General features: G+C 72.4%; 26 protein-coding genes. 8 read left to right on the forward strand and 18 right to left on the reverse strand.

Annotated elements, in window-relative coordinates; translation table 11 throughout:
• Positions 1 to 270 precede the first annotated feature (270 nt).
• Genes M2163_RS16225 through M2163_RS16255 form a run of 7 tightly spaced genes read left to right on the forward strand, consistent with a single transcriptional unit; the run spans position 271 to position 8,325 of the window.
• Entirely contained in the window at positions 271 to 1,368 is a 1,098-nt protein-coding gene (locus tag M2163_RS16225) for an ADP-ribosylglycohydrolase family protein (RefSeq protein ID WP_280894301.1), read from the forward strand.
• Positions 1,365 to 2,897 carry an ADP-ribosylglycohydrolase family protein gene (locus M2163_RS16230; protein WP_280894302.1) on the forward strand — a complete coding sequence of 511 codons (1,533 nt, stop codon included), beginning with the start codon at positions 1,365 to 1,367 and terminating at the stop codon, positions 2,895 to 2,897. Before M2163_RS16225 ends, M2163_RS16230 begins: the two co-directional genes overlap by 4 nt.
• An 8-nt stretch (positions 2,898 to 2,905) precedes the next feature.
• Positions 2,906 to 4,072, forward strand: coding sequence for an ADP-ribosylglycohydrolase family protein (locus M2163_RS16235; protein ID WP_280852067.1), 1,167 nt, complete (start codon positions 2,906 to 2,908; stop codon positions 4,070 to 4,072).
• Positions 4,060 to 5,418 (forward strand): ADP-ribosylglycohydrolase family protein, encoded by a 1,359-nt coding sequence (locus M2163_RS16240; RefSeq protein ID WP_280894303.1) that lies wholly within the window; start codon positions 4,060 to 4,062, stop codon positions 5,416 to 5,418. Before M2163_RS16235 ends, M2163_RS16240 begins: the two co-directional genes overlap by 13 nt.
• The gene (rbsK, locus tag M2163_RS16245; protein ID WP_280852065.1) at positions 5,415 to 6,308 is read left to right on the forward strand and encodes a ribokinase; all 894 of its coding nucleotides are present in this window, start codon (positions 5,415 to 5,417) and stop codon (positions 6,306 to 6,308) included. The genes M2163_RS16240 and rbsK overlap by 4 nt, the downstream gene beginning before the upstream one ends.
• Positions 6,305 to 7,495 (forward strand): CoA transferase, encoded by a 1,191-nt coding sequence (locus M2163_RS16250; RefSeq protein WP_280894304.1) that lies wholly within the window; start codon positions 6,305 to 6,307, stop codon positions 7,493 to 7,495. The genes rbsK and M2163_RS16250 overlap by 4 nt, the downstream gene beginning before the upstream one ends.
• Complete coding sequence (locus M2163_RS16255) at positions 7,492 to 8,325, forward strand: CoA ester lyase (RefSeq protein ID WP_280852063.1); 834 nt, start codon at positions 7,492 to 7,494, stop codon at positions 8,323 to 8,325. The genes M2163_RS16250 and M2163_RS16255 overlap by 4 nt, the downstream gene beginning before the upstream one ends.
• Positions 8,326 to 8,382: 57 nt before the next feature.
• On the opposite strand, the gene lgt is transcribed toward M2163_RS16255, so the two are convergent.
• From lgt to hisI, 10 genes are all read right to left on the reverse strand, one after another.
• Entirely contained in the window at positions 8,383 to 9,345 is a 963-nt protein-coding gene (lgt, locus tag M2163_RS16260) for a prolipoprotein diacylglyceryl transferase (RefSeq protein WP_280894305.1), read from the reverse strand.
• Positions 9,346 to 9,424: 79 nt separating this feature from the next.
• On the reverse strand, positions 9,425 to 10,204 hold the full coding sequence (locus M2163_RS16265) for a thioredoxin domain-containing protein (protein ID WP_280852061.1): 780 nt from the start codon (positions 10,202 to 10,204) through the stop codon (positions 9,425 to 9,427).
• A gap of 104 nt (positions 10,205 to 10,308) precedes the next feature.
• On the reverse strand, positions 10,309 to 11,127 hold the full coding sequence (gene trpA, locus M2163_RS16270; RefSeq protein WP_280852060.1) for a tryptophan synthase subunit alpha: 819 nt from the start codon (positions 11,125 to 11,127) through the stop codon (positions 10,309 to 10,311).
• Complete coding sequence (gene trpB, locus M2163_RS16275) at positions 11,124 to 12,410, reverse strand: tryptophan synthase subunit beta (protein WP_280852059.1); 1,287 nt, start codon at positions 12,408 to 12,410, stop codon at positions 11,124 to 11,126. The genes trpA and trpB overlap by 4 nt, the downstream gene beginning before the upstream one ends.
• A gap of 290 nt (positions 12,411 to 12,700) precedes the next feature.
• On the reverse strand, positions 12,701 to 13,510 hold the full coding sequence (gene trpC, locus M2163_RS16280) for an indole-3-glycerol phosphate synthase TrpC (protein WP_280852058.1): 810 nt from the start codon (positions 13,508 to 13,510) through the stop codon (positions 12,701 to 12,703).
• 137 nt (positions 13,511 to 13,647) lie between these two features.
• Entirely contained in the window at positions 13,648 to 14,088 is a 441-nt protein-coding gene (locus M2163_RS16285) for a DUF2752 domain-containing protein (protein WP_280852057.1), read from the reverse strand.
• A 79-nt stretch (positions 14,089 to 14,167) separates the two neighbouring features.
• Positions 14,168 to 14,416, reverse strand: coding sequence for an HGxxPAAW family protein (locus tag M2163_RS16290; RefSeq protein ID WP_280852056.1), 249 nt, complete (start codon positions 14,414 to 14,416; stop codon positions 14,168 to 14,170).
• Positions 14,417 to 14,580: 164 nt separating this feature from the next.
• Positions 14,581 to 15,222, reverse strand: coding sequence for a TIGR02234 family membrane protein (locus M2163_RS16295; protein WP_280852055.1), 642 nt, complete (start codon positions 15,220 to 15,222; stop codon positions 14,581 to 14,583).
• Between the two features lie 51 nt (positions 15,223 to 15,273).
• Positions 15,274 to 16,752 (reverse strand): anthranilate synthase component I, encoded by a 1,479-nt coding sequence (locus M2163_RS16300; protein ID WP_280852054.1) that lies wholly within the window; start codon positions 16,750 to 16,752, stop codon positions 15,274 to 15,276.
• Between the two features lie 11 nt (positions 16,753 to 16,763).
• The gene (hisI, locus tag M2163_RS16305) at positions 16,764 to 17,159 is read right to left on the reverse strand and encodes a phosphoribosyl-AMP cyclohydrolase (RefSeq protein WP_280852053.1); all 396 of its coding nucleotides are present in this window, start codon (positions 17,157 to 17,159) and stop codon (positions 16,764 to 16,766) included.
• Positions 17,160 to 17,242: 83 nt separating this feature from the next.
• Here hisI and M2163_RS16310 point away from each other — a divergent pair, with 83 nt between their 5' ends.
• Entirely contained in the window at positions 17,243 to 17,878 is a 636-nt protein-coding gene (locus M2163_RS16310; RefSeq protein ID WP_280894306.1) for a TIGR03085 family metal-binding protein, read from the forward strand.
• 45 nt (positions 17,879 to 17,923) lie between these two features.
• Here the strand turns inward: M2163_RS16310 and hisF are convergent, their stop codons facing one another.
• Genes hisF through hisD form a run of 8 tightly spaced genes read right to left on the reverse strand, consistent with a single transcriptional unit; the run spans position 17,924 to position 23,628 of the window.
• Positions 17,924 to 18,679, reverse strand: a complete 756-nt coding sequence (gene hisF / locus M2163_RS16315; protein ID WP_280852051.1) for an imidazole glycerol phosphate synthase subunit HisF — start codon at positions 18,677 to 18,679, stop codon at positions 17,924 to 17,926.
• Positions 18,676 to 19,074, reverse strand: coding sequence for a RidA family protein (locus tag M2163_RS16320; protein WP_280852050.1), 399 nt, complete (start codon positions 19,072 to 19,074; stop codon positions 18,676 to 18,678). Before M2163_RS16320 ends, hisF begins: the two co-directional genes overlap by 4 nt.
• A complete protein-coding gene (gene priA, locus M2163_RS16325; protein WP_037719376.1) occupies positions 19,071 to 19,796 on the reverse strand; it encodes a bifunctional 1-(5-phosphoribosyl)-5-((5-phosphoribosylamino)methylideneamino)imidazole-4-carboxamide isomerase/phosphoribosylanthranilate isomerase PriA in 726 nt (241 codons plus the stop codon). The genes M2163_RS16320 and priA overlap by 4 nt, the downstream gene beginning before the upstream one ends.
• On the reverse strand, positions 19,793 to 20,440 hold the full coding sequence (hisH, locus tag M2163_RS16330; RefSeq protein WP_280854227.1) for an imidazole glycerol phosphate synthase subunit HisH: 648 nt from the start codon (positions 20,438 to 20,440) through the stop codon (positions 19,793 to 19,795). The genes priA and hisH overlap by 4 nt, the downstream gene beginning before the upstream one ends.
• Positions 20,437 to 20,601 carry a hypothetical protein gene (locus M2163_RS16335; protein ID WP_053850463.1) on the reverse strand — a complete coding sequence of 55 codons (165 nt, stop codon included), beginning with the start codon at positions 20,599 to 20,601 and terminating at the stop codon, positions 20,437 to 20,439. Before M2163_RS16335 ends, hisH begins: the two co-directional genes overlap by 4 nt.
• Positions 20,598 to 21,191, reverse strand: coding sequence for an imidazoleglycerol-phosphate dehydratase HisB (hisB, locus tag M2163_RS16340; RefSeq protein ID WP_053850464.1), 594 nt, complete (start codon positions 21,189 to 21,191; stop codon positions 20,598 to 20,600). The genes M2163_RS16335 and hisB overlap by 4 nt, the downstream gene beginning before the upstream one ends.
• A complete protein-coding gene (locus tag M2163_RS16345) occupies positions 21,188 to 22,309 on the reverse strand; it encodes a histidinol-phosphate transaminase (protein WP_280852049.1) in 1,122 nt (373 codons plus the stop codon). The genes hisB and M2163_RS16345 overlap by 4 nt, the downstream gene beginning before the upstream one ends.
• Positions 22,306 to 23,628, reverse strand: coding sequence for a histidinol dehydrogenase (gene hisD / locus M2163_RS16350; RefSeq protein WP_280852048.1), 1,323 nt, complete (start codon positions 23,626 to 23,628; stop codon positions 22,306 to 22,308). Before hisD ends, M2163_RS16345 begins: the two co-directional genes overlap by 4 nt.
• Positions 23,629 to 23,668 lie beyond the last annotated feature (40 nt).

The raw sequence follows: 23,668 nt of genomic DNA on the forward strand, positions 1-23,668 counted from the left end.
GGAAGCTAAGCCAAAGCTAACTTTGGACACGTTCTAAATCTCAACAACGCCCACAGTACGGCGGCCCATTCCCGTCCGCCAGCAAGGAAAGGCTCGGCTAACCTGCGGCTTTACCTTCGAATGCGCAGACGATCATGGTCGCGCTCAGATGTCGACCGGGTGACGTTGTGGGCGGGCAGGCTGAGGTCAACCGCCGATGGTGGGACATATGCGGCAAAAGGTTCGCGCTCCGCGTGAACCTCCTCTGCTCCTGTTGTGGAGAGGCCGCGTATGACATCGATCGCCCGCGTTTCCTCGGCCCCGGCACCCCAGAACGCCGCCGGACTCCGCGAGCGGGCCCGCGGCGCCCTGCTGGGGCTGGCGGTCGGGGACGCCCTCGGAGCCCCCGCCGAGAACATGAAGCCGTCGCAGATCCGCGCCCGCTGGGGCCGTATCGAGGGATACGTGGAGGACGAACCGGCCGGCACGGACGACACGGAGTACGCGATCTTCTCGGGTCTGCTCCTCGCCCGCCACGGCTCGGCCCTCACGCCCTCCCATGTGGAGACGGCCTGGCACGAGTGGATCGCGGACCGCGACGAGGGCCCGTTCCGCGGCGCCGGCTTCAGCGAACGCGGCACCCTGGAGAACCTCCGCAGGGGCCTGGCCGCCCCCATCTCCGCCCAGCACCGTCACGCCTGGAGCGACGGCCTGGCCATGCGGGCGGCCCCCTTCGGGGTCTTCGCGGCGGGCCGTCCCGCGGAGGCCGCCCGCCTGGTGGCCGTCGACGGCTCGGTGAGCCACGACGGCGAGGGCATCTACGGCGGCCAGGCGGTCGCGGCGGGAGTGGCGGCGGCGATGGCGGGCGCACCGACGATCGCCGTGGTCGCCTCCGCGCTGGCGGTGATCCCGGACGACAGCTGGACGGCGAGGTCCCTGAGGAGGGCGGTGGCGGTGGCCCACCGGGGCGAACGCGCCGTCCGCTCCTCCGTCGTCATCGGCGGCTATCCCTGGACCGACCTGGCCCCGGAGGCGGTGGCCCTCGCCTTCGGCGCGTACGCGGCGGCGGACGGCGACTTCCGCGAGGCGGTGCTGACCGCGGTGAACATGGGGAGGGACGCGGACACCACGGCGGCGGTGGCGGGGGCGCTGGCGGGAGCGACACGGGGCGCGTCGGCGATCCCGGCCGAGTGGGCCGCGGCGATCGGCCCGGCGAAGGGCAGTTGCCTGCCGTCGATGGCGGGCCATCACGTGCTGGACGTGGCGGAGTTGCTGGTGACGGCCGAGGACGACAAGTGGGCGACGACCGGTCTCCCCCACCACTGGCCCCCACCCGACCCCGCCACCTTCACCCTGTCCCCGGCCACCGACCCGGAACCGGCCCGATGAGACCACCGGCCCCGTGGGGCGAGACCACATCGAGCACAGCCGCAGCCACACCCGAAGCGGCACCCACCGACGGCGACAACCCCCCACAAGGACCACCCGCACCCGACCACGAAACCCGCACGGACACCCCCACCCACACACCACAACCGAACACACCCACAACCGCACCCGCACCCGCACCCGCACCCGCACCCACCGACGGCGACAACCCCCCACAAAGGCCACCCGCACCCGACCACAAAACCCGCACGGACACACCCACAACCGCCCCCTCACTCGCACCCGCACCCGCCGACGGCGACAACCCCCCACAAGGGCCACCCGCACCCGACCACGAAACCCGCACGGGTGGTGCGGGTGGGCACACCCATGCCGAAGGCGAAGCCGAGGCCACAAACCCGCCCCCACCGCCGCCGCAGGGAAGAATCCACGGCCTCCTCCTGGGCCTGGCCGCAGGCGACGCCGCCGGCTGGCCCGCCGCCCGCCACAGAGCCGCCCGCATGCCCGACTGGACCCGCCGCCTCACCCGCGAACTGGACACCTTCGCCGAGCAGAACGCCACCACCACCCTCCCCGTCCCCATCGCCCTGAACCAACCCCCCGAGCCCCTCCGCCTCGGCCCCTCCGACGACGCCGAATGGGCGGCCTTCACCGCGGAGGCCCTCCTCAGGGCAGGCGACGACACCGCCCTGGGCGACCTGACGAGAGCACGCCGTACGAGAGCCGCCATCGACCTCGCCTGGAACGCCCTCGCCGCCGAGGTCGCCGCGGCAGCGGACCGCGCTCCCGAGATCGAGTCCGCCGTCCTCCCCCTGCGCGCCCGCATCTCCGTGCGGGCCGGCCTCGGCAACCTCGCCACCGGCCTGCGCCCACCCGCCACCGGCCACGACAACCCGCACTACTTCGACGACGCGGCCTGCGTCAGGGCCTGCGTCCTCGCCGTGGCCCACCCCGGCAACCCCCGCCCCGCCGCCGACCTCGCCGAGTTCGACGCCCGCTACACCCAGGACGGGGACGGGGTGCACGGAGCCAGGGCGATGGCCGCGGCCGTCTCCCTGGCCCTGACCGGCGCCCCCGTCGAAGCCTGTGTGACGGCGGCGCTCACCGAGCTCCCCGAGGAGACGGAGATCGGCCGCAACGCCCGCCACGCCCTGCGCCTCGCCCGGACCGCAGGTCACGCCTTCGCTCTGATCCCCGCCCTGGAACACGAGATCGTCGACCACGTCTACAGCTACGGCATCGCCGCCGCCGAGACCGTCCCCGTGGCCCTCGCCCTGGCCACCGCCGCACAGGGCCGCATCGCCGAGGCTGTCCCCGCCGCGGCCTGTCTGTCCCGGGTGGCCGACTCGGCCCCGGCCCTGGCGGGCGCCCTGACCGGCGCACTCGGCGGAGCCACCGCGATCCCCGCCACCTGGCGGGACACCTGCCGCACCCTCTCCGGCTGCGCCCTGCCCCGCCTCACCGGCACGGACCTCGTGGAACTCGCCGGACTCCTGGAAGCCGCACAACCGCCCCTCCCGAGAGGATGATTCGGGGCATGACGCCCAAAATCCCGGAAAGCACCCTCCACGAACGCATCACCGGAGCCCTCGTGGGCGCGGCGGTGGGCGACGCCCTCGGCGGCCCGGTCGAGGGCTACTCCCCCGACCAGATCCTCGAACGCCACGCCGGCCGCGTCCACGGCATCGTCGGCCCCTGGAACGGCGACGCCTGGCGCACCGCCCGCCCCATCGCGCCGTACCACAAGGGCGACGGCCACGTCACCGACGACACCCTGCTCACCCACGCGCTGATCCGCGTCTACGACCGCGTCAGGGACCACCTCGACGCCTACGCGATCGCCGACCACCTGGTCCCCGACCTGATGACCAACCCGCGCTGGATCCCGGAACTGGAAGCGGAGGCGCTCCCCCTGCACCGCGTCTTCCTCGCGGAGAAGTGGCTGGTCACCCGTCTCCACTACGGACACGTCGACCCCCGGGAGGCAGGCGTCGGCAACATCGTCAACTGCGGTGCGGCGATGTACATGGCCCCGGTCGGCCTGGTCAACGCGGCCGACCCGCGGGCCGCCTACACCGAGGCCCTGGACATCGCGGGCGCCCACCAGTCGTCGTACGGCCGAGAGGCGGCGGGGGTCCTCGCGGCGGCGGTGGCCGCCGCGTGCGAGCCGGGCGCCGGCCCCGACTCGGTCGTGACGGCCTGTCTGCGGCTGGCGAAGGACGGGACGCGGACGGCGATCGAGAAGGTCTGCGAAGTGGCCGCCCGGCACACGGACTTCGAATCGGCCCTGCGCCCCCTGCGGGACGCGGTCGCTCCCTACGACACCGTCGGCCCCGACTACCGCGCCCCCTCCCTCGGCGCCCGCCGCCCCTCCCGTCTCCACTCGATCGAGGAACTCCCCATCGCCCTGGCGATGTTGCTGGTGGCCGGGGGCGACTACCGCCATGCGGTCCTCGGCGCGGTGAACTACGGCAGGGACTGCGACTCGATCGCCACCATGGCCGGGGCGATGGCGGGCGCGCTGGGCTCGCCGGTCCCGGACGACTGGTCGAAGGCGGTCTCGGAGGCGAGCCGCCTGGACCTGTGGGAACCGGCGGCGACGCTGACGGCCGTGACCCGGGAGGTCTTCGAGCGGGACAGGGCCCACCGCAGGACCCGTGAGGCGGCCTTCGCGGAACTCGGAGGCGCGAGATGCTCCGACTGACCTGGGTCCAACCGGAGGACCTCATCGGCCACGAACTCCGCCAGGCGACCCAGGACGGCAGGGAACCGTCGGCCGTCGCGGCGCGATGGCGAGCCGCGGGAGGCGGCCAGGCACCGGCCCGGGCGGGCGCCTCGGCCGAGCCCGCGTCCAGGTATCTGCGGCAGCTCGCGGAGGACCTGCTGGACGAACTGGCGGACCTGCCCAGCGTGTTGGCCGACGACGAGCCCACCGACCTCGCGAGGATCAGGGCCCGCTGCCCGGCGTGGCCCGCGCCCGCCTCCCCCGCCCCCCTCACCAGGGCCGCCCTGGAAGCGGCCTGGCTGGGCCGGGCCGTGGGCTGCCTCCTGGGCAAACCCGTGGAGAAGCTCCCCCTCGAAGCCATCCGCGCACTCGCCCGGGCCACCGGCAACTGGCCCCTGCGCACCTACTTCACGGCGAAGGGCGTCCCCGCCGAACTCCTCGCCGCCCACCCCTGGAACCGCCGCTCCGCCGCCACCTCCCTCGCCGAGAACATCGACGGGATGCCCGAGGACGACGACCTCAACTACCCTTTGCTGAACCTGCTGTTGCTGCAACGCCACGGCAAGGCCTTCACCACCGCGGACGTGGCGCGCTTCTGGCTCGACGAGCTTCCCGCCGGCCGCACCTTCACCGCCGAACGGATCGCCTACCGCAACCTCCTCCAGGGCCTGGAACCCCCCGGAACGGCCCGCAGGCGCAACCCCTTCCGCGAATGGATCGGCGCCCTGATCCGCGCGGACGTGCACGGCTGGACCAACCCCGGCGACCCGGCGGCCGCGGCCGAACAGGCCCACCGGGACGCCACCCTCACCCACACGGCGAACGGCGTCTACGCGGCGATGTTCACGGCCGCCGTGATCGCCCAGGCCGCGGCCACCCCCGACATCCGCACCTGCCTGCGCACCGGCCTCGGTGTGGTCCCGCCGAACTCCCGGCTGGCGAAGGCGATCACCCACGCCGTCCGACTGGCCGAGCGGCACGAGGACTTCGACACGGTGGTGGACGAACTCCACGCCACCTACGCGGCGACCCACCACTGGGTCCACGCGATCCCCAACACCGCGCTGATCGCCGCCGCCCTCACCCACGCGGACGGCGACTTCACCGGCTCCGTCCGCCGGGCGGTCGGCGGCGGCTGGGACACCGACTCCAACGGCGCCACGGCAGGCAGCATCGCCGCCCTCCTGGCCGGCGCCCCGGAACACCTCCCCGACCACTGGACCGCCCCGCTGAAGAACCGCCTGGCGACCTCCGTGGCCGACTTCAACGGCACCGGCTTCGACACCCTGGCCCACCTCACCCACCGGGAGGCTGCTCGCCCATGACCCACATCGCCGTGCTCGGCAGCACGAACATGGACCTGGTCGCCTACGTCGAGAAGGCCCCCCGGCGCGGGGAGACCGTCACCGGCAGGGAGTTCCGTACGATCCCCGGCGGCAAGGGCGCCAACCAGGCGATCGCCGCGGCCCGCGCCGGCGCCACCGTCTCGATGATCGGCGCGGTCGGCAACGACGGTTTCGGCACCCGGCTGCGCTCCACCCTCGAACACTCCGGCGTCACCACCGACCACCTGCGCACCATCGAGGGCCCCTCCGGCACCGCCCACATCGTCGTGGACGACGAGGGCGGCAACGCGATCGTCGTCATCCCCGGCGCGAACGGCACCGTCGACCACCTCGCCCCCGGCGACGAGGGCCTGATCGCCTCGGCGGACGCCCTGCTCCTCCAGCTGGAGATCCCCCTGGCGGCGGTCCTCGCGGGCGCGCGGACGGCCCGCTCCCACGGCGTCCGGACAATCCTCACCCCCGCCCCGGTCCAGCCCCTGCCGGCCGAACTCCTCGACGCGACGGACCTGTTGGTGCCCAACGAACACGAGGCGACCACCCTCACCGGCCACACCGACCCGTTCACAGCGGGCGCCGCCCTCCTCGACCGCGTCCCGCGCGTGGTGATCACGCTGGGCGAGGCGGGCAGCCTGTATCTGACCCGGGACGCCGAACCCCTCGCCGTCCCCGCCCCACGGGTCACCGCGGTCGACTCCACGGGTGCGGGCGACACGTACGTGGGCGCCCTCGCCGTCGCCCTCGGCGAGGAACGGCCGATCCGGGAGGCGATGGCCTGGGCCGCCGCGGCCGCCGCCCTGTCCGTCCAGCGGGAAGGCGCCTCGGCGTCGATGCCCTACCGCTCCGAGATCGAAGCCCGGTACACGTCATGACCGAGACCCCCCTGCACGGCCTGCGCGTGCTCGACACGGCCACCCTCTTCGCCGGCCCCCTCGCCGCCACCCTGCTCGGCGACTTCGGCGCCGAGGTCGTCAAGATCGAGCACCCCACCAAACCGGACCCCTCCCGCGGCCACGGCCCCTCCAAGGACGGCATCGGCCTGTGGTGGAAGGTCCTGGGCCGCAACAAGCGCACGATCACCCTGGACCTGTCCAAGCCGGGCGGCCGGACCACCTTCCTCAGGCTGGCCGCCTCCGCGGACGTCGTCATCGAGAACTTCCGCCCGGGCACCCTGGAGAAGTGGGACCTCGGCTGGCCCGAGCTGTCCGCCGCCAACCCCCGCCTGGTCCTCACCCGCGTCACGGGCTTCGGCCAGTTCGGCCCCTACGCCGACCGCCCCGGCTTCGGCACCCTCGCCGAGGCGATGAGCGGCTTCGCGGCGATCACCGGCGAACCGGACGCCCCGCCGGTGCTGCCGCCCTTCGGCCTGGCCGACTCCATCGCGGGCCTGGCCACGGCGTACGCGGTGATGACGGCGCTCGCGGCCCGGGAGCGCACCGGCGAGGGCCAGGTCGTCGACATGGCCCTCATCGAGCCGATCCTGACGGTCCTCGGACCCCAGCCGACCTGGTACGACCAGCTCGGCCACGTCCAGGAGCGCACCGGCAACCGCTCCGCCAACAACGCCCCCCGCAACACCTACCGCACCGCCGACGGCACCTGGGTCGCGGTCTCCACCTCGGCCCAGTCGATCGCGGAACGCGTGATGCACCTGGTCGGCCGCCCGGAGCTGATCGACGAACCCTGGTTCGCGACCGGCGCCGAGCGGGCCGCCCACGCCGACGTCCTCGACGCGGCGGTCGGCTCGTGGATCGCCGCACGCACCCGCACCGACGTCCTCGCGGCCTTCGAGAAGGCGGAGGCGGCGATCGCCCCGATCCAGGACGTCCGGGACGTGATGGCCGACCCGCAGTACCAGGCGCTCGACACCGTCACCACGGTCGACGACCCCGAGCTGGGCCCCCTGCGCATGCAGAACGTCCTCTTCCGGCTCTCCGCGACCCCCGGCGCGATCCGCTGGGCGGGCCGCCCGCACGGCGCGGACACGGACCGTATCCTGACGGAACTGGGCCTGAGCGAGGCCGAGTTGGCGGCCCTGCGCCAGGAGGGCGCCCTGTGAGGCCGTACCCGCTGACCTGGCTCTACGTGCCCGGCGACCGCCCGCACGTGGTGGACAAGGCTCTCACCGCGGGCGCCGACGTCGTGGTCGTCGACCTGGAGGACGCGGTCGCCCCCGACCGCAAGCGGTACGCCCGCGAGGCCACCGCCGAACGTCTCGGCGACCCCCAGCCGGTCCCGGTCCATGTACGGGTGAACGCCCTGGCCGGCCCCCTGGCGGTGGCGGACCTCGCGGCGATGGCCGGCCTCCCGGGCGTCTCCGGCCTCCGCCTGCCCAAGGTCACCGCCCCCGCCCAGATCGTCCGCGTCGCCCGGGCGACGGCCCGGACGGAAGGCGGCGCCGCCCCACCCCTGTACGCCCTCCTGGAGTCGGCCCTGGGCATCGAGCACGCCTACGCCGTCGCCACCGCCCACCCGAACCTGCGAGGCATCGCCCTCGGCGAGGCCGACCTCCGTGCCGACCTGGGCGTCCGGCACGACGGGGGCCTGGACTGGGCCCGCTCCCGGGTGGTCGTGGCGGCGCGGGCCGCGGCCCTTCCTCCCCCGTCCCAGTCGGTCCACCCCGACATCCGGGACCTGGAGGGTCTGCGGGCCGGCTGCGCCCACGGCCGTGCCCTGGGCTTCCTGGGCCGGGCGGCCGTCCATCCCCGCCAGCTCCCGGTGATCGAGCGGGCCTACCTCCCCACGCAGGAGGAGATCGAACAGGCGGAGACCGTCCTGAAGGCGGCGGAGGCCCACCAGGGGGCGCAGGCCCTGGCGGACGGCACCTTCATCGACGCGGCGGTGGTGACCCAGGCCCACCGCACCCTCTCCCTGGCCCATCGCGGCTGACACACGACGAGGGCGCCCCGCTGCTGCGGGGCGCCCTCGTCGACGTACGTCCGACCGTCAGGACTTCTTCGCCGACTCGGCCTCGTCGGCCGTCTCGGCCGTCTCGGCCTCGGTCTTCCCCTCGGCCTCCACCTTCTCGTCGGCCTCTGCCTTCTCGTCGGCGCCGGTCTTCTCGCTGTCCTCGGCCTCGCCGTCGGCGGTGTCCGCGCCCGGCTCGACGACCTCCTCGCGTCCCGGCCGCTTCTTCGCCGACACCACGATGTACGTCACCGCGAGCAGGAACACGATGATCGCGGTCCAGACGTTGAGCCGGAGCCCGAGGATGTGGTGGGCGTCGTCGATCCGCATGTACTCGATCCAGCCGCGCCCCGCGCAGTACGCGGCGACGTACAGCGCGAACGCCCGCCCGTGGCCCAGCTTGAAGCGGCGGTCGGCCCAGATGACCAGCAGGGCGACGCCGATGCACCACAGCGACTCGTACAGGAAGGTCGGGTGGTAGTAGCCCGGCACCCGGCCGTCCGTGGAGGAGGTGATGTGCAGGGCCCACGGCAGGTCGGTCGGCTTGCCGTACAGCTCCTGGTTGAACCAGTTGCCCCAGCGGCCGATGGCCTGCGCGAGGGCGATACCGGGGGCGATGGCGTCGGCGTAGGCCGGGAGCGGGATGCCCCGGCGGCGGCAGCCGATCCACGCGCCCACCGCACCGAGCGCGATCGCGCCCCAGATGCCGAGGCCGCCCTCCCAGATCTTGAAGGCGTCGACCCAGTCACGGCCCTCGCTGAAGTACAGCTCGTAGTCCGTGATCACGTGGTAGAGGCGGCCGCCTAGCAGTCCGAACGGCACGGCCCAGACCGCGATGTCGGCCACCGTGCCGACCCGCCCGCCACGGGCGATCCAGCGCTTGTTGCCGAGCCAGACCGCGACGAAGACGCCGATGATGATGCAGAACGCGTAGCCACGCAGCGGGATGGGACCGAGGTGGATCACCCCGCGCGACGGGCTGGGAATGTAGGCAAGTTCCATGGCAGGGTCGACGCTACCCTGCCGGGCCGGGCCCACGGCAGGCGGCCCGGCAACGGGTCCATAACAGGCGGACCTGAATTCACTGCCCCTTGGCGGCTTCCTGCACCTGCTGCTTCAGCTTCGCCGGAGTCATCGTCTGGTCCTGGTAGATGTTCTTGCCGTTCAGCAGGACGGTCGGCGTGCCGCTGAAGCCGCCGTTGCGGAACGCCGCCGCCGACTTCTCGACCCAGCTGTTGTGGGTGCCCTTCTCGACACAGGTGCGGAACGCGGGGGTGTCCAGGCCGTCGACCTTCTGCGCCAGGTCGAGCAGCTTCTCGTTCTTCGCGTAGTCGTCGCTGGTCTCGGCGGGCTGGTTCTCGTACAACACGTCGTGGTACGCCGGGAACTTGCCCACGTCCTGGGCGCAGGCCGCGGCGTTGGCCGCGTTGCGCGAGCCGGTGCCGCCCATGTTGCCGTCGATGATCGTGGCCAGGTGGTACTCGACCTTGAGCTTGCCGGACCCGGTGAGCTCGTGGATCGTCGGGCGGTACGCCGTCTCGAATGCCTTGCAGGCCGGGCAGCGGAAGTCCTCCCAGACGACCAGCGTCGACCTGGCCCCCTCCTCGCCGACCGGGATGGCCAGGCTGTCCTGGCCGTTGGCCCCCGAGGGCACCACGACCGGGCCCGAGGCGTCGCTGTCCTTGTCCTTGCCCGCGTTGGCCGCGACGACACCGATCACGGCCGCGAGACCGAGGACGCAGACCACGCTCGCCCCCACGATCAGCACCCGGCGCCGCTTCTCCGCGGTCCTCTGCTTCGCGCGCTCCTCCGCCAGCCGCTCCCGGGCGGTGCGCTTTCCCTCACGGTTCTTCTCGCTCACACCCGCAGAACGAACCGGGGAGGCGCACCGCGCCTCCCCGGCCCCAGGTCCACCCGTTCGAGTGACCGAATTTTCCGTCACGCTCTGACAGGCGTACGGCCTGTCTACGCCTGTCGGCGCACGCCCTTGGCCAGCTCGCCCGCGAGCGCGCGGACGCCCTCGACGCCGGCCCTGTCGTCCGGCGCGTCCAGCATCCGCTTCACGAAGGCCGAGCCGACGATCACACCGTCGGCGAAGCCGGCCACCTCGGCGGCCTGCGCCGCGTTGGAGACACCGAGCCCGACGCAGACCGGCAGGTCGCTGCCGGTGGCCCGGGTCCGCTCGACGAGGTCCTGCGCCTGGGCGCCCACCGACTCGCGGGTACCGGTGACGCCCATCAGCGAGGCTGCGTACACGAACCCGCTGCCGGCCGCGGTGATCTCGGCGAGCCGTGCGTCCTTGCTGCTGGGCGCGACCACGAAGACCGTGGCGAGCCCGTGCTTCTCGGCGTGCTCCCGCCACAGCGCCGACTCCTGCACGGGCAGGTCGGGCAGGATGCAGCCCGCGCCGCCCGCCTCGGCGAGCTCGGCGGTGAAGCGCTCGACGCCGTAGCGGTCGATGGGGTTCCAGTACGTCATCACGAGCACCGGCTTCCCGGTGGCCGCGTGGGTCTCCTTCACCGTCCGCATCACGTCCGCGATCTTGACGCCGCCGCGCAGGGCGATGTCGTCGGCGGTCTGGATGACGGGGCCGTCGAGGACGGGGTCGCTGTGCGGCAGACCGACCTCGACGACGTCCGCGCCGCCGTCGAAGGCGGCCTTGATCGCCTCGATGCCGCCGTCCACGGTCGGGAACCCGGCCGGGAGGTAGGCGATGAGCGCGGACCGTCCCTCGGCCCTGGCGGCGGCGAGGGTGTCGGTCAACAGCTGGATGTTCCCGCTCACTTGGCGTCCCCCTCGATCTCCGCGCCGGTGCCGGCCTCGTCCGCGGCGACGGCCGCGTCCGTGTCGTAGAGGCCGAAGTAGCGTGCTGCCGTGTCCATGTCCTTGTCGCCGCGTCCGGACAGGTTGACGACGATCAGCCCGTCCTTGCCGAGCTCCCTGCCGACCTCCAGGGCACCGGCCAGCGCGTGGGCGCTCTCGATGGCCGGGATGATGCCCTCGGTGCGCGACAGCAGGCGCAGGGCCTGCATGGCCGCGTCGTCGGTGACCGCGCGGTACTCGCCGCGCCCGGAGTCCTTGAGGTAGGAGTGCTCGGGGCCGATGCCCGGGTAGTCCAGACCGGCCGAGATGGAGTACGGCTCGGTGATCTGACCCTCCTCGTCCTGGAGGACGTAGGAGCGGGAGCCGTGCAGGATGCCGGGCTCGCCCGCGGTGAGGGTCGCCGCGTGCTCGCCGGTCTCCACGCCGTGTCCGGCGGGCTCGCAGCCGATGAGGCGTACGCCGGTGTCGGGGATGAAGGCGTGGAAGAGGCCGATGGCGTTCGACCCGCCGCCGACGCAGGCGATGGCCGCGTCGGGCAGCCGGCCGGCCCGCTCCAGGAGCTGGCGGCGGGCCTCGACGCCGATGACCCGGTGGAAGTCGCGGACCATGGCCGGGAAGGGGTGCGGTCCGGCGACCGTGCCGAACAGGTAGTGCGTGCGGTCGACGTTGGCGACCCAGTCGCGGAAGGCCTCGTTGATGGCGTCCTTCAGCGTGCGGCTGCCGGACTTCACGGCGATGACCTCGGCGCCGAGCATGCGCATCCGGGCCACGTTGAGGGCCTGGCGCTGGGTGTCGATCTCGCCCATGTAGATCGTGCACTCGAGGCCGAAGAGCGCGCAGGCGGTGGCGGTGGCGACACCGTGCTGGCCGGCGCCGGTCTCCGCGATCACCCGGGTCTTGCCCATGCGCTTGGTGAGCAGGGCCTGGCCGAGGACGTTGTTGATCTTGTGGGAGCCGGTGTGGTTGAGGTCCTCCCGCTTGAGGAAGACCGTGGCGCCGCCGGCGTGCTCGGCGAACCTCGGCACCTCGGTGAGCGCCGAGGGGCGGCCGGTGTAGTTCACGAGCAGGTCGTCGAGCTCACGGGCGAACTCGGGGTCGTGCTTGGCCTTGTCGTACTCGACGGCGACCTCGTCCACGGCGGCGACGAGGGCCTCCGGGATGAACTTGCCGCCGTACGCGCCGAAGTAGCCCTCGGCGCTGGGGACCTGGCCTCCGGGGTCGGGGATGAAGAACTCGCTGGGCATGGCTGAACCTCACGGTGAGTTGGGACATACCTAATCGCCGTGGGGGCGGGGTTTGTAAGACGGCTGACGGCCGCCTGTGGCTTGTCGCGCAGTTCCCCGCGCCCCTAGAGGGCGCGCTGCCATCGACGGCCGTTCACCTGTCCCGGTTCGTCACCGATGACATACCGGACCCGACGACCATGCACCCTGCGTGCGGGCGCGCGGCAGCCACGAGGGCGGCAGCCGCGCGCGAGGCGGGCGTACCTGTCCGTGGTCGTCGTGAGAGTCATCGGCGCAACTCTACCGAAGGATCAGCCGCGCCCGTGGCGCAGTGCGGGATGCTCGCCCGCCGCCACCAGGTCCGCCACCGCCGTCTTCGGGTCCTTGCCGGTGACCAGGGACTCGCCCACCAGGACCGCGTCGGCGCCGGCGTTGGCGTAGGCGATCAGGTCGTGCGGGCCGCGGACGCCGGACTCGGCGACCTTGACCAGGTGGGCGGGGATCTCGGGGGCGACCCGCTCGAAGGTGCCGCGGTCGACCTCGAGGGTCTTGAGATTACGCGCGTTGACACCGATGATCTTCGCTCCGGCGTCCACCGCGCGCTCGACCTCGTCCTCGTCGTGCACCTCGACGAGCGGGGTGAGCCCGATGGACTCGGCGCGCTCGATCAGGGACTCCAGGGCGGGCTGCTCCAGGGCCGCGACGATGAGCAGCGCGAGGTCGGCGCCGTAGGCGCGGGCCTCCCAGAGCTGGTACGACGTGACGATGAAGTCCTTGCGCAGGACCGGGATGTCCACGCGCGCGCGGACGGCCTCCAGGTCGGCCAGCGAGCCGCCGAAGCGGCGCTGTTCGGTGAGGACGGAGATGACGGCCGCGCCGCCCGCCTCGTAGTCGGCGGCGAGGCCCGCCGGGTCGGCGATCGCGGCCAGCGCGCCCTTGGAGGGGCTGGAGCGCTTCACCTCGCAGATGACCTTGACGCCGTCGCCGCGCAGTGCGGCCACGCCGTCCTTGGCCGCGGGAGCCTTCGCCGCGCGCTCCTTGAGCTCGTCGAGGCTGACGCGCGCCTGCCGTTCCGCGAGGTCGGCACGGACTCCGTCGATGATCTCGTCGAGCACACTCACGCGAGCGGCCCCCTTCCAGACGGCTGACAGTTCCAGCGACCGATGAAAACAGTGGTCACTGCGATGGTATCCGCAGGAGGGCGTAGCCCTCGCATCCGGTTGACGCCGGTCCCACTACCTGGACATTCGCCAGTTGATCAAGGATGAAGCCAGCCACCGAACGGCAGGTTCCGGACAACGGTGAAGACCAGCAGCAATGTCCCCGCCGTCCACAGGTGCACGGGTCCGAGGCCGAGCCCGAACGGCCGTCCGCGGGCCGCGCGGACCACCCAGACGGTCCACAGCACGGCGAAGCCCAGATAGCCCACCACGGCCATCGCGTTGTCCTGGAGCGCGGCCAGGAAGTCGCCGTGGACGAAGGCGTGCGCGCTGCGCAGTCCGCCGCAGCCGGGGCAGTACAGGCCGGTGATCCGGTAGAGCGGGCAGACGGGGTAGTGGCCGGGCTCGTTGGGGTCCACGGCACCCACGTACACGAAGGCCCCGGCGACGGCCGCGAGGATCCCGCCCGGGACGGCCAGGCGCCCCGGCAGGCCGGTCCGGGGCAGCACGCGCTCTGTTTCGGCGTTCACGTCTGGCATTGTCCCCCGCCCCGCCGTCGAACGCGTGAGGGGCGGCCCCGGCACTTTCGCCGGGCCGCCCCTTCACGAGGTCCGCGGGTCAGCTCTTGGCGTCGGCCGACTCGGGCTGTGCGGTGGCGAGCGGCTTGTGGGTGTCCTTCGGCATGCCCATCCCCATCGCGCTCATGATCCAGCCGACGATTCCGCCGACGACCACGATCGCCATACCGGCCCAGAAGCCCGCCGGCTGGGCCATCACCATGAAGGCGCCCGCGACGCAGAAACCGATGAAGGCGATAGTGACACCGGTCCAGGCGGCCGGGGTGTGACCGTGGCTGCTGCCCGCCATTGCTTGCTCCTAGGTGCTGAAAGTACGTGACTGAGCCGGTCGCTCGGGGTCCATTGTTCCGCACGCAAGGGCGCGGCGTGTTCGGGGGTCACCTGGACGCGCCCCACAGGGGCGCGGGGAACTGCGCGACCAGCCCCCACGGACCCGCAGCCGGAATCCGGCCGCTACGCCCCCGTCGGATCCTCCCCGCGGTCCAGCGCCTTCCAGATGTCCTCGGGCCGGTCGGGATCCACGACAACGGCCTTACGACGTGCCCGAGGCGCCCCGTCCCGCTCGTACCGCCCCGACATCGCCGGCCACAACCGCCCGTACCGAAGAGCGAGCAGCCCGGCCAGAAGAATCAGCGCACCGCCCACCACGGCCACGTACGGCCAGGCGGTGTGGCTCAGCGCGGAGACCGTCGCCGAGGTGTCCCCGGACGCCTTCGCCGCCTGCTCGTCCAGCGCGGACGAGTCGTTCGCGCCGATCGACGCCGCCGTCACGATGCCCGCGCCGGAGAGCGCCAGCACCCCGGCGACCAGCAGCCGCCCCGCCTTGCGTACGGCGAACACGGCGACCAGCGCGGCGAGTCCCACTATGGCCAGCGCGGCCGGGACACCGGTCACGTCGCTGCCCTTGGCGGTCAGCGGGAACGCGCCGCCGGCCACCGTCGCGGTCCCCTCCGACCAGCGCTGACGGGTCGCGAGCAGGGCCACGGCCGCGCCGAGCGCACCGGACAGCAGAGCTATGGCGAGACTGAGGCGGCCGGCCCTTGCGGGTCCTGCGGCTTCTGAACGGGGGTGAGGTACGGCAGTCACGTACCCCACTATCACCCGAACCGGGGGCGAACGGTCACCCGGGGCTCCGTGAGAATCGCCCTACTCGCCCAGTCGGTTCGCCGTGTGCACCGCCCGCAGGACCGCCGCCGCCTTGTTGCGGCACTCCGTGTCCTCGGCGACCGGGTCGGAGTCGGCGACGATGCCGGCGCCGGCCTGGACGTAGGCCGTGCCGTCGCGGAGGAGGGCCGTGCGGATGGCGATCGCGGTGTCGGAGTCGCCCGCGAAGTCGAGGTAGCCGACGCAGCCGCCGTACAACCCGCGCCGGGACGGCTCCAGTTCGTCGATGATCTGCATCGCCCGGGGCTTGGGGGCGCCGGAGAGGGTGCCCGCCGGGAAGCAGGCGGTGAGGACGTCGAAGGCGGTACGGCCCTCGGCGACCTTGCCGGTGACCGTGGAGACGATGTGCATGACGTGGGAGTACCGCTCGACGGACATGAAGTCGACGACCTCCACCGAGCCCGGCTCGCAGACCCGCCCCAGGTCGTTGCGGCCGAGGTCCACCAGCATCAGGTGCTCGGCGCGCTCCTTGGGGTCGGCGAGCAGTTCGTCGGCGAGGGCCTGGTCCTCCTGCGGGGTCGCCCCGCGCCACCGGGTGCCGGCGATGGGGTGGACCATGGCGTGCCCGTCCTCGACCTTGACCAGGGCCTCGGGGGAGGAGCCCACGACGTCGAAGCCGTCGAAGCGGAACAGGTACATGTACGGGGAGGGGTTGGTGGCCCTGAGGACCCGGTAGACGTCCAGCGCGCTCGCCGTGCACGGTGTCTCGAAGCGCTGCGAGGGGACGACCTGGAAGGCCTCGCCGGCCCGGATGCGCTCCTTGATGTCCTCGACGGCCGCCTGGAAGTCGGGGCCGCCCCACAGCGCGGTGTACTCGGGCAGCTCGGAGGGCGGCAGGACCGCCGGGGGCTGGGCCACCGCGCGGGACAGGTCCGCCTCCATGGCGTCCAGGCGTGCCACCGCGTCCGCGTGGGCCTCGTCGACGCCGGTGTCGAGGTCGTTGTGGTTGATCGCGTTGGCGATCAGCAGGACCGAGCCCTCCCAGTGGTCCATGACGGCGAGGTCGCTGGTCAGGAGCATGGTGAGCTCGGGCAGCTTCAGGTCGTCGCGCTCGCCGGGGCCGATCTTCTCCAGGCGGCGGACGATGTCGTAGCCGAGGTAGCCGACCATGCCGCCGGTGAAGGGCGGCAGGCCCTCCTGGTGCGGGGTGTGCAGGGCCTCGATGGTGGCGCGCAGGGCGGCCAGCGGGTCGCCGTCGACGGGGACGCCGACCGGTGGGGTGCCGAGCCAGTGGGCCTGGCCGTCACGGGCCGTCAGGGTCGCGGCCGAGCGCACGCCCACGAAGGAGTAGCGGGACCACGAGCGGCCGTTCTCCGCGGACTCCAGCAGGAAGGTGCCGGGGCGCTCGGCGGCGAGCTTGCGGTAGAGGGCGACGGGGGTGTCGCCGTCGGCCAGGAGCTTGCGCGTGACGGGGATGACACGGCGGTCGGCGGCCAGCTTGCGGAAGGTCTCGAGGTCCATGGCCGCTGACCTTACTGATCCGGGGCGGCCGGACCGGAACCGGCGCCGTCCTTGAGGAGCACGTCCGCGTCGAAGCAGGTGCGCGCGCCGGTGTGGCAGGCGGCGCCGACCTGGTCCACCTTGACCAGCACGGTGTCGGCGTCGCAGTCGAGGGCGACGGACCTGACCCACTGGACGTGGCCGGAGGTGTCGCCCTTGACCCAGTACTCCCGGCGGCTGCGCGACCAGTAGGTGCAGCGACCGGTGGTCAGCGTGCGGTGCAGCGCCTCGTCGTCCATCCAGCCGAGCATGAGCACCTCACCGGTGTCGTACTGCTGGGCGATGGCGGGGACGAGCCCGTCGGCGCTGCGCTTGAGGCGCGCGGCGATCTCGGGGTCGAGGCTGCTGGGCCGGTGCGTGCTGCTCATGGGTGCCATTGTGCCGCGCGCCACTGACAAGCCTGGCGCGGTGTCCACTGGGCGGACCCGGGACACGGTCGTAGGCTGACTGCATGTCGACTTTCGCCAAGCGTGAACGACTTCTCCTGGCCGACCTGTTGGAGGCCGAGGGCCCGGAGGCCCCGACCCTCTGCGAGGGCTGGCTCACCCGTGACCTCGCGGCGCACGTGGTGGTGCGCGAGCGCCGTCCCGATGCCGCCGGCGGTCTGCTGATCAAGCAGCTCGCGTCCCGCCTGGACCGGGTGATGGCCGAGTTCTCCGAGAAGCCCTACGAGGAGCTGATCCAGCTCATCCGCACGGGCCCACCGCGTTTCTCGCCGTTCCAGCTCAAGCAGGTCGAGGAGCTGTCGAACACGGTGGAGTTCTACGTCCACACGGAGGACGTCCGCCGGGCCCGCCCCGACTGGACACCGCGCGAGCTGGACCCGGTCTTCCAGGACGCCCTGTGGTCCCGGCTGGAGCGCACGGCCCGGCTGATGGGCCGCGGTGTCCCCACGGGTCTGGTCCTGCGCCGCCCGGACGGCCAGACGGCGGTCGCGCACCGAGGCACGCCGGTCGTGACGGCGACCGGTGAGCCGTCGGAGCTGCTGCTGTTCCTGTACGGCCGGCAGAGCGCGGCCAAGGTGGAGCTGGACGGCGACAAGGAGGCGATCGCCCGGCTGCACGAGGCGAAGGAGCTCGGGATCTGAGGAGCCCCGGTCACCGGTGACGGTGACCGGGGCTCGGGAGCCTCGCTACCTGACGGGGTGTCCCGCTGCCCGCAGGGTCTCCTTCACCTGGCCGATCCGCAGATCGCCGAAGTGGAACACCGAGGCCGCCAGCACCGCGTCCGCGCCCGCGCCGATGGCCGGCGGGAAGTGGTCCAGCTTCCCCGCGCCGCCGGAGGCGATCAGCGGGACCGTCACGTGCTTGCGGACGGCCTCGATCATCTCCAGGTCGTAGCCGTCCTTGGTGCCGTCCGCGTCCATCGAGTTGAGCAGGATCTCGCCGGCGCCCAGTTCGGCGGCCCGGTGCGCCCACTCGACGGCGTCGATGCCGGTGCCCTTGCGGCCACCGTGGGTGGTGACCTCGAAGGAGCCCGACTCGGTGCGCCGCGCGTCCACCGACAGCACGAGCACCTGGCGGCCGAACCGCTCGGCGATCTCGCGGATCAGGTCGGGACGGGCGATGGCCGCGGTGTTCACGCCCACCTTGTCCGCCCCGGCCCGCAGCAGCTTGTCCACGTCCTCGGCCGTGCGGACCCCGCCGCCGACGGTCAGCGGGATGAAGACCTGCTCGGCGGTGCGGCGCACCACGTCGTAGGTCGTCTCGCGGTTGCCCGAGGAGGCGGTGATGTCCAGGAAGGTCAGCTCGTCGGCGCCCTCGGCGTCGTAGACCTTGGCCATCTCGACCGGGTCGCCGGCGTCCCGCAGGTTCTGGAAGTTGACGCCCTTGACGACCCGGCCGTTGTCCACGTCCAGGCAGGGGATGACTCGTACGGCGAGGGTCATGCGGTGGACACTCCTCGGAACGCCTCCACCTCGACCTCGACGACCAGGCTGGGGTCCACGAAGCCGGAGACGATGATCATGGATGCGGCGGGCCGTACGGCGTCGAACAGCTCCTTGTGGGCGCGGCCGACCTCGTCGACGTCCCGCGCGTGGGTGATGTACAGGCGCGTGCGCACCACGTCGTCCCGGCCGAGCCCCAGCTCCTTCAGCGCCGCGAACGCGACGTTGAAGGCGTTGACCGTCTGCTCGTACGGATCGCCCGCGACGATCTGGCCGTCCTCCACCGAGGTGCAGCCGGAGACCAGCACCAGGCCGTTGGGCAGTTCCACCGCGCGGGAGTACCCGAAGGTCTCCTCCCAGGGCGCACCGGTCGTGACGCGTCGTACGTCGCTCACTGAGCCACCGCCTCCAAGGCCTCTTCCAGGGTGAACGCCTTCGCGTACAGCGCCTTCCCGACGATGGAGCCCTCGACACCGAGCGGCACCAGTTCGGCGATGGCCCGCAGGTCGTCCAGCGAGGACACCCCGCCGGAGGCCACCACCGGGCGGTCGGTCGCCGCGCAGACGTTCCTCAGCAGCTCCAGGTTCGGGCCCTGGAGCGTGCCGTCCTTGGCGATGTCGGTGACGACGTAGCGGGCGCAGCCCTCCTTGTCGAGCCGCTCCAGCGCCTCGTAGAGGTCGCCGCCCTCGCTGGTCCAGCCGCGGCCCTTGAGGGTCGTACCGCGCACGTCCAGGCCCACCGCGATCCGGTCGCCGTGCTCGGCGATGACCTTGGCGACCCATTCGGGGCTCTCCAGGGCGGCGGTGCCGAGGTTCACGCGGGTGCAGCCGGTGGCGAGGGCCGCGGCCAGGGAGGCGTCGTCGCGGATGCCGCCGGACAGCTCGACCTTGATGTCCATGGCCTCGGTGACCTGGCGGACCAGCTCGCGGTTGTCGCCGGTGCCGAACGCCGCGTCCAGGTCGACCAGGTGCAGCCACTCGGCGCCGGCCCGCTGCCAGGACAGGGCGGCCTCCAGCGGCGAGCCGTACGAGGTCTCCGTGCCGGACTCGCCGTGCACGAGGCGGACGGCCTGGCCGTCGCGGACGTCGACGGCGGGAAGGAGTTCGAGCTTGCTCACAGTGTTCCGATCCAGTTGGTGAGGAGCTGCGCACCGGCGTCGCCGGACTTCTCGGGGTGGAACTGCGTGGCCCACAGGGCGCCGTTCTCCACGGCGGCCACGAAGGGCTTGCCGTGCGTCGACCAGGTCACGCGGGGCGCCTGCATCGACGGGTTGTGCGTCTCCAGGGACCAGTCGTGGACCGCGTAGGAGTGCACGAAGTAGAAGCGGGCGTCGGCGTCCAGGCCGGCGAACAGCTGGGAGCCGGCGGGCGCGTCGACGGTGTTCCAGCCCATGTGGGGCACGATCTCGGCCTGCAACGGCTCGACCGCGCCGGGCCACTCGTCGAGGCCCTCGGTCTCCACCCCGTGCTCGATGCCGCGCGCGAAGAGGATCTGCATGCCGACGCAGATGCCCATGACCGGGCGCCCGCCGGACAGCCGGCGGTCGATGATCCAGTCACCGCGGGCCTCGTGCAGCCCCTTCATGCAGGCGGCGAAGGCACCGACGCCCGGCACCAGCAGGCCGTCGGCGTTCATGGCCTTGTCGTAGTCGCGGGTTATCTCGACGTCGGCGCCCGCGCGCGCGAGGGCGCGTTCGGCGGAGCGCACGTTGCCGAAGCCGTAGTCGAAGACCACGACCTTCTTCGAGGACGCGGGGCTCAATTCCACACCTCCAGCCTCAGGACACCGGCGACGAGGCACATCCCGGCGGCGATGGAGAGCAGCACGATCAGGCCCTTGGGCATCTGCTGCTTGACGAAGGAGTAGATGCCGCCGGCCAGGAACAGGCCGACGACGATCAGGAGGGTCGACAGGCCGTTCACAGGGCGCCCTTCGTGGAGGGGAGGATGCCCGCCGCGCGGGGGTCGCGCTCGGAGGCGTAGCGCAGGGCCCGGGCCAGCGCCTTGAACTGGCACTCCACGATGTGGTGCGCGTTGCGCCCGTAGGGCACGTGCACGTGCAGGGCGATCTGCGCCTGGGCCACGAAGGACTCCAGGATGTGCCGGGTCATCGTGGTGTCGTACTCGCCGATCATCGGCGCCATGTTCTCGGGCTCGGTGTGCACGAGGTACGGGCGGCCGGAGAGGTCCACCGTGACCTGGGCGAGGGACTCGTCCAGCGGGACCGTGCAGTTGCCGAAGCGGTAGATGCCTACCTTGTCGCCGAGCGCCTGCTTGAAGGCGGCGCCGAGGGCGAGGGCGGTGTCCTCGATGGTGTGGTGCGAGTCGATGTGCAGGTCGCCCTCGGTCTTCACGGTCAGGTCGAACAGACCGTGCCGGCCCAGCTGGTCGAGCATGTGGTCGTAGAAGCCGACGCCCGTCGACACCTCGACCTTGCCGCTGCCGTCGAGATCGATCTCGACGAGCACCGAGGTCTCCTTGGTGACCCGTTCGATTCTTCCTACGCGGCTCATGATGCGCTCTGCTCCTTCTTCAGTTCACGTACCGCGTCGAGGAACGCGTCGTTCTCCTCGGGGGTCCCGGCGGACACCCGAAGCCATCCCGGAATGCCGTTGTCCCGGACCAGGACGCCCTGGTCGAGGATCTTCTGCCAGGCCGCGTGCGAGCCCCCGGAGCCCTCGAAGCGGCCGAACTGCACGAAGTTCGCGTCCGACTCCACGACCTCGAAGCCGATCGCCCGCAGCTCGCTCACCAGCCGGTCCCGCTCGGCCTTCAGCTGCTCGACGTACTTGAGCAGTGTGTCGGTGTGCTCCAGGGCGGCCAGCGCGGTCGCCTGGGTGACGGCCGACAGGTGGTAGGGCAGCCGTACGAGCTGGACGGCGTCCACGACCGCCGGGTGCGCGGCCAGGTAGCCGAGGCGCAGGCCCGCCGCCCCGAAGGCCTTCGACATCGTCCTGGAGACGACGAGATTCGGCCGTCCTTCGAGGAGCGGCAGCAGCGAGCGGCCGTGGCTGAACTCGATGTACGCCTCGTCCACCACGACCATGGAGGGCTTCGCGGCCTGCGCGGCCTCGTAGAGCGCGAGGACCGTCTCGGGCGGGACCGCGTTGCCCGTGGGGTTGTTGGGGGTCGTGACGAACACGACGTCCGGCTTGTTCTCGGCGACGGCGCGCTCGGCCGCCGCGAGGTCGATCGTGAAGTCCGCGCCCCGGGGCCCGGAGATCCAGCCCGTGCCGGTGCCGCGCGCGATGAGCGCGTGCATCGAGTACGAGGGCTCGAAACCGATCGCCGTACGGCCGGGTCCGCCGAAGGTCTGCAACAGCTGCTGGATGACCTCGTTGGAGCCGTTCGCCGCCCAGACGTTGGCGAGGCCGACCTCGTGGCCGGACGTGTCCGTCAGGTACCTGGCGAGCTGGGTGCGCAGCTCCACCGCGTCCCGGTCCGGGTAGCGGTTGAGGTCGCGGGCGGCCTCCCGGACGCGCTCGGCGATGCGCTCGACCAGCGGCTCGGGCAGCGGGTAGGGGTTCTCGTTGGTGTTCAGCCGTACGGGGACGTCCAACTGGGGCGCGCCGTAGGGGGACTTGCCGCGCAGCTCGTCCCGTACGGGGAGGTCGTCGATTCCGAATGTCACTTGCCGGGCACCTTCCAGCCGAACCTGGCCTTGATCGCCGCCCCGTGGGCCGGCAGGTCCTCCGCCTCCGCCAGCGTCACCACGTGGTGCGCCACGTCCGCGAGCGCGTCCTTCGTGTAGTCGACGATGTGGATGCCGCGCAGGAAGGACTGGACGGACAGGCCCGAGGAGTGGCAGGCGCAGCCACCGGTCGGGAGCACGTGGTTGGAGCCCGCGGCGTAGTCGCCGAGGGACACGGGGGCCCAGGGGCCGACGAAGACCGCACCGGCGTTGCGCACCCGGTCGGCGACCGCGGCGGCGTCGGCCGTCTGGATCTCCAGGTGCTCGGCGCCGTACGCGTCGACGACCCGGAGCCCTTCCTCGATGCCGTCGACGAGGACGATCGCGGACTGCCGGCCCTTCAGGGCGGGCACGATCCGGTCGTCGATGTGCCGGGTGGCCGCGACCTGCGGCTCCAGCTCCTTCTCGACGGCGTCCGCGAGTTCGACGGAGTCGGTGACCAGGACGGCCGCGGCCAGCGGGTCGTGCTCGGCCTGGCTGATCAGGTCCGACGCCACGTGCACCGGGTCGGCGGTGGAGTCCGCGAGGACGGCGATCTCGGTCGGGCCGGCCTCGGCGTCGATGCCGATCCGGCCGGTGAAGTAGCGCTTGGCTGCGGCGACCCAGATGTTGCCGGGGCCGGTGACCATGTTGGCGGGCGGGCAGGACTCGGTGCCGTACGCGAACATCGCGACGGCGGTCGCGCCGCCGGCGGCGTAGACCTCGTCGACGCCGAGCAGGGCGCAGGCGGCGAGGATCGTCGGGTGCGGGAGCCCGCCGAACTCGGCCTGCGCCGGGGAGGCGAGCGCGATCGACTCGACGCCGGCCTCCTGCGCGGGCACCACGTTCATGATCACGGAGGACGGGTAGACCGAGCGGCCGCCGGGCGCGTACAGCCCGACGCGGTCGACCGGCACCCACTTCTCGGTCACGCTGCCGCCGGGCACCACCTGGGTCGTGTGGGTGCTGCGGCGCTGTGCGCGGTGGACGAGGCGGGCACGCCGGACGGACTCCTCCAGGGCAGCCCGCACGGCCGGGTCGAGCTCCTGCAACGCGCGCGTGAGCGCCTCCGCGGGCACCCGCACCTGCTCAAGCCGCACGCCGTCGAACTTCTCGGCGAAGTCGATCAGCGCCGCGTCGCCCCGATGATGCACGGCCTCGCAGATCGGACGCACCTTCTCCAGGGCGGCCGAGACGTCGAAGTCGGCTCGGGGCAGCAGGTCGCGCAGGGCGGGGCCCTCGGGGAGGGCGTCGCCGCGCAGATCGATTCGGGAGATCACTCGTCAATTCTCTCAGACCCGCGTCAGGGCCCGTTCGCGC

This window comes from Streptomyces sp. SAI-135 (genome assembly GCF_029893805.1).
Lineage (GTDB): Bacteria > Actinomycetota > Actinomycetes > Streptomycetales > Streptomycetaceae > Streptomyces.